Origin of the sequence: Mesorhizobium sp. M2A.F.Ca.ET.067.02.1.1 (assembly GCF_004023285.1) — a bacterium.
Lineage (GTDB): Bacteria > Pseudomonadota > Alphaproteobacteria > Rhizobiales > Rhizobiaceae > Mesorhizobium.
On sequence record NZ_RZSB01000469.1, the window covers coordinates 1 to 4,800 of the forward strand.

The following is a 4,800-nucleotide window of genomic DNA, read 5'->3' on the forward strand; positions in this document are numbered from 1 at the left end:
CCCTCTGGCCTGCCGGCCATCTCCCCCACAAGTGGGAGATCGGCAGCTGTGCCGCCCCACCTTCCTTCAGACGCTGGCGATTGGCGAAAGCCGGCGCGACATCTGATCTCCCCCCTTGTGGGGGATATGCCCGGCAGGGCAGAGAGGGGCGCTGTCCCGCCGACCTATCCTAAGTTGGCTTCGGGCTTCCAGGGGCTCCGCCGGTAGCCGCGCAGGCAGCTCCCGCTACAGCCTGCTTCGCTGCCGCTGGACTCACATCACCCTGCCGCCCGATATGTAAGCCGAAATCAGCTCGACGAGCTGCCTCTGCAGTTCCGGCGCGTCGAGCATGTTGCGCCGCGCCGCGTTGTGGATCACGCCCTCGACCGCCGAGGAGAGCACGCGCGCCATCGTCTCAGTGTCCTTGCGGCGCTTGCGGTACTGCGCGACGGCCGCGGCGTAATGTTCGAGATAGCGCGCCTGGAACGAGGCATGCGCGGCGCGCGAGCCGCGGTCGCCCGGCGCCTCGTCGAGCAGCACCTGGTGCAGCGTCGGATGGATCGAGTGCGCGCCGATCATGCCGCGCACCAGCTCGCGCGCGAATTGCCTGAGCGGCTTCTCCTCCGCCGACGCTTCGCGAATCACCGACAGCACATGATCGAAGTGACGGCGCCGGATCGCTTCGACCAGAGCGAGCTTGTCGGGAAAATACTGATAGAGCGAGCCGATGCTGACGCCCGCGGCCTCGGCCACCTTGTTGGTGGAGAAGCCGGCCCAGCCGAGCTCGCTCAGAACGTGAGCACCGGCTTCGATGATCGCCTCGACGGTGGCGATCGAACGCGCCTGGCGCGGCTGCTTGCGCATGCGCGCGGCCGGCTTTGCAATGCGAGTAGACATGCTGGCCCGTCTCCCGAGAATATGAAGAGGATACTCACATTCATTTTGCCAACGCAAATGGAGCCACGAAGATGAGCGCCAAGACCTTGCTGAAGGGCCTGCTTGCCTATCAGGCCTGGGCGAATGACGAGCTCTTGGAGACGCTTGCCGGATTGGATCCCTCCCGCGGCGCGGCAGAGCGACACGCCGCGATCCGCCTGATGAACCATATCCATGTCGTGTCGCGGATCTTTGCCGCGCATCTGGAGGGCGTGGCCCACGGCTATGCGGGCGACAATGCGCCGGACACGCCCGAGCCGCGCGTGCTGCGCGCCAACCTGGCCGAGGTCGATCGCTGGTATCTCGACCATCTCGAAACCATTTCGGAGCAGGCACTTGCCGAGCCGATCGCCTTCACCTTCACCGATGGCGACAAGGGCTGCATGACGAGGCAGGAGATGCTGACCCATGTCGTCCTGCACGGCGGCTATCATCGCGGCGAGGTCGGCCGAATGTTGGCCGGGATCGCGGTCTCGCCGCCCTGGGACACCTACGCCGTGCACCTGCACCGGGTCGAACCGGCGCGCCGCCTGCAGGTCGAAATATGAGCTTGAAGCTCGCTTTCAAATGCGTAAGCTTTGACCGCCTCGCGTCGCCGGTTCATCTGTAGATGTTTTCGCTGGACAAGATGAAGCCGGTGTTCAGCGGCGGGTTCTCTATTGTGAGCACTCTGCTCACATTACGATATAAGCTTATGTGGCGGATGGATGGATCATCGGGTGATAGAAGCCACACGAAAATCTGTGTGCCGGGCCGTCACTTCGAAGGTGATAGATTCGCTCACAATTTTTCGATGAGATGCATCTTCGTGTAACCAAAATTCAATAACTGAAAATCATTGTGTTGCTTCGCTGGCTAGACAGTCGCGAGTCAGATATGCATGAGCATGCCGGGTCACTCACGACCTTCGGCAAAACGCAAGGGGCATCGCATGGCAAAGACCACAACCAAGGCGCCGGCGGCGAAAGCGCCGGCAAAGAAGCCGGCAGCTAAGGCTGCCGCGAAACCTGCAGCAGTTAAGAAGGCAGCGGCACCGAAGGCAGCCGCCAAGGCTCCGGCCAAGGCAGCAGCGAAGCCGGCCGCGAAGGCCGCGGCAAAGCCCGCCGCCAAGGCAGCAGCAAAGCCCGCCGCCAAGGCAGCAGCGAAGCCGGCCGCGAAGGCCGCGGCAAAGCCGGCCGCAAAGGCAGCAGCCAAGCCCGCCGCCAAGAAGCCGGCAGCGAAGGCCGCGGCCAAGCCCGCCGCCAAGGCTCCGCTGAAGGCCGCCGCCGCCAAGGCTCCGGCAGCCGTCAAGAAGGCAGCTCCGGCGAAGAAGCCGGCCGCCAAGAAGTAATCGCGTAACTTCGCGCGCGAACCGCAACGGCTGAGGGCGGGTGCTATTCAGGCACCCCTCTCGCCAATTCGATGTCTGAGCGAGCGGAGTCGGAGCGGGCGCTCCTCCTAAAGCTCCCGGAAATTTGCCGTCAGGCAAAACTTTCCGGGGGCTTTTTTGTTGCCGCGTCCGCGTCGGCAAGACGTGGCTAATCCGGATCGGCTTTGCTGGGCCGTTGCCCTGGAGGTTCCATTCGGTCAACAGTGCGGCAGACAACTGGGAAATCGATCATGCCGAAACTGCTCTATGCTTCCACGTCCCCCTATAGCTCGAAGGTCCGTATGGCGGCCGTCTACGCCGGCATCGCCATCGACCTCGTGCCGGTCAAGACGGAGGACAAGCCCGCCGAACTGATCTCGGCCAATCCGCTCGGCAAGATCCCGGTGCTGGTGCTGGAGGATGGCAGCTCGATCTATGACAGCCGCACTATTACCCAGCATCTCAACCGGCTGTCGAAGAACGCGCTGTTCCCGCGCAACCCCGACAGGCGGCTCGAGGCGGAAGTTCTCGAGGCGCTGGCCGACGGCATTTGCGACTGCGCGCTGTCGATGGTCTATGAGCGGCGGACGCGGCCCGAGGCGATGGTCTACCAACCCTGGCTCGACCGCCAGTGGGGCAAGATCACCACCGCGCTCGACCTCGTCAACGCCAACCCGCCCAAGCTGCCGAAGAAGATCACCGCCGGCCACATGGCGCTGCGCGCCACCCTTGGCTATCTCGCGCTGCGCTTTTCCGGCCAATGGGAGAAGGGCCGCAGCCGGCTCGTGCGCTGGGCCGCGAGGTTTGACGAGAAGTTTCCGGAACTGAAAGCAAGCGTGCCGGGGTGAGGCGCCTTTTCCTTCTCCCCTTGTGGGAGAAGGTGGATCGGCGCGATAGCGCCGAGACGGATGAGGGGTGTTGGACGGAGCGAGGCGCTGGTGAACTTGGCGCCATCCGAGAATGGCCAAGGTGTGCGTCAAGCTGGAGCACCCCTCATCCGTCCGAGCTTCGCTCGGCCACCTTCTCCCACAAGGGGAGAAGGGGAAGCGAGCTTGAAACGCCACCCGCTTCCATGCTTGCCTGACACCATCCAAGTCGGAGGTGGTGAGCATGGCAAAGCCCTCAACCAGCGTCGCGCCCGACCCGATGGTCGAGCGCTTGCGCGCCGCCCTCGGCAAGCGCATCTTCACCGAGCAGAAGATGTTCGGCGGCACCTGCTTCATGATCGACGGCAACCTACTGATCGGCACCTCGAAGCGTGGGCTGTTGGTCCGCGTCGGCAAGGACGCGCATGCGGCGGCGGCTGCTCGCCCCCATGCGCGTCCGATGGAAATGGGCGGGCGCTTGATGGAAGGCTACCTCCACGTCGGGCCGGAAGGCACGGCGAGCGAGGCCGAGCTCGCCTTCTGGCTCGATCTTGCTCTGGCCTTTGTCCAGTCCCTGCCGCCGAAGGACAAATCCGCCAAGGTCGCAAAGAAGCGCGCGTAAGCCGCTGACTCGCCATTTTCCAAGCGGCGATGTGTCAGTATCGGCTGCGCCGGCGATGATGAACGCATGGCCAAAGGGGGAAGCGATGGCACTCAGCGGGCATTGCATGTGCGGAGCGGTCACCTGGACATATTCCGGCGACATCATCCGCAATCTGGTCTGTCACTGCGCTGACTGCCGGCGTGCCACCTCGTCTCCCTTCACCGCCTTCCTGGGACTGAGGCCCGATGAGCTGAGCTGGGCCGGCGACATCAGGCACTATGAAAGCAGCACGGACACGTTTCGCGGCTTCTGTCCGTCCTGTGGCACCAGGCTCTATTTCCGCTCGACAAGATGGCCCTCGGAGATCCACGTTCACGCCGCCACGATGACCAGTCCGGGCGACTACCGACCGAACGCCCAGGTCTTCATGCGATCGCGCTTGAAATGGCTGGACCGGCTGCATTGCATCCCCACCCACGATGGTTTCCAGCGACAGCCGGCGCGTCGGTCGGGCGCCTGACGCCCTTCGGCCGGGTCAAAAAAAAAAGCCGGGCGCAAGGCCCGGCTTTTCCGTGTCGTGGCTTTTACGACTTAGAACTTCATACCGACGCCGAACGTGACGCGGTTGTCTTTCGACTTGACGTTGCCGAGGGCGCCGAAGTCCTTGTCGCCATAGTCGGTGTAGCGGTACTCGACACGGCCGAACACATTGTCGGTGATCTTGATGTCGGAACCGACACCAGCCGTCCAGCCGAGCATTCCCTTGCTCTCGTCGGTGGCGGTGACGCTATCCGTGATCTTCTGGTTCTTGGCGGCAAGACCGCCGGTGCCATAGAGCAGGATTTCCGGGGTCACGGCGTAGCCGAGGCGAGCGCGCAGCGACCCTTCGAGGCCGCCCTTGGCGTTGATGCCGGCGCTGTCGCCCTTGACGCCGTTGTAGCCGAGATCGGCTTCAGCGCCGTAGACGAAGTTGTCCTGCTGCCACTGGTAGCCGCCGAAGACGCCGCCGATGAAGCCCTTGGTCTTCACGTTGACGCCGGCGTCACGAGCATCGGCATGGCCGCTGA

At 63.9% G+C, this 4,800-nt stretch carries 7 protein-coding genes; 5 read left to right on the forward strand and 2 right to left on the reverse strand.

From position 1 onward, the window contains the following. Nucleotides 1-252 precede the first annotated feature (252 nt). On the reverse strand, nucleotides 253-843 hold the full coding sequence (locus tag EOA28_RS25245; RefSeq protein ID WP_127251125.1) for a TetR/AcrR family transcriptional regulator: 591 nt from the start codon (nucleotides 841-843) through the stop codon (nucleotides 253-255). Nucleotides 844-947: 104 nt separating this feature from the next. On the opposite strand from EOA28_RS25245, the gene EOA28_RS25250 reads away from it, so the two are divergent. From EOA28_RS25250 to EOA28_RS25270, 5 genes are all read left to right on the forward strand, one after another. Next, nucleotides 948-1,463: a DinB family protein gene (locus tag EOA28_RS25250; RefSeq protein WP_127251123.1), complete on the forward strand. Its 516-nt coding sequence runs from the start codon at nucleotides 948-950 to the stop codon at nucleotides 1,461-1,463. A 383-nt stretch (nucleotides 1,464-1,846) separates the two neighbouring features. Next, complete coding sequence (locus EOA28_RS25255) at nucleotides 1,847-2,245, forward strand: hypothetical protein (RefSeq protein WP_189342178.1); 399 nt, start codon at nucleotides 1,847-1,849, stop codon at nucleotides 2,243-2,245. 269 nt (nucleotides 2,246-2,514) lie between these two features. After that, the gene (locus tag EOA28_RS25260) at nucleotides 2,515-3,111 is read left to right on the forward strand and encodes a glutathione S-transferase family protein (protein ID WP_127251124.1); all 597 of its coding nucleotides are present in this window, start codon (nucleotides 2,515-2,517) and stop codon (nucleotides 3,109-3,111) included. A 262-nt stretch (nucleotides 3,112-3,373) separates the two neighbouring features. Beyond that, a complete protein-coding gene (locus EOA28_RS25265; protein ID WP_245463234.1) occupies nucleotides 3,374-3,751 on the forward strand; it encodes a TfoX/Sxy family protein in 378 nt (125 codons plus the stop codon). 85 nt (nucleotides 3,752-3,836) lie between these two features. Beyond that, nucleotides 3,837-4,253, forward strand: a complete 417-nt coding sequence (locus EOA28_RS25270) for a GFA family protein (RefSeq protein WP_127251464.1) — start codon at nucleotides 3,837-3,839, stop codon at nucleotides 4,251-4,253. Between the two features lie 71 nt (nucleotides 4,254-4,324). Here the strand turns inward: EOA28_RS25270 and EOA28_RS25275 are convergent. Next, on the reverse strand, nucleotides 4,325-4,800 hold a 476-nt coding region (locus tag EOA28_RS25275), incomplete at its 5' end, for an outer membrane protein (protein WP_148670843.1).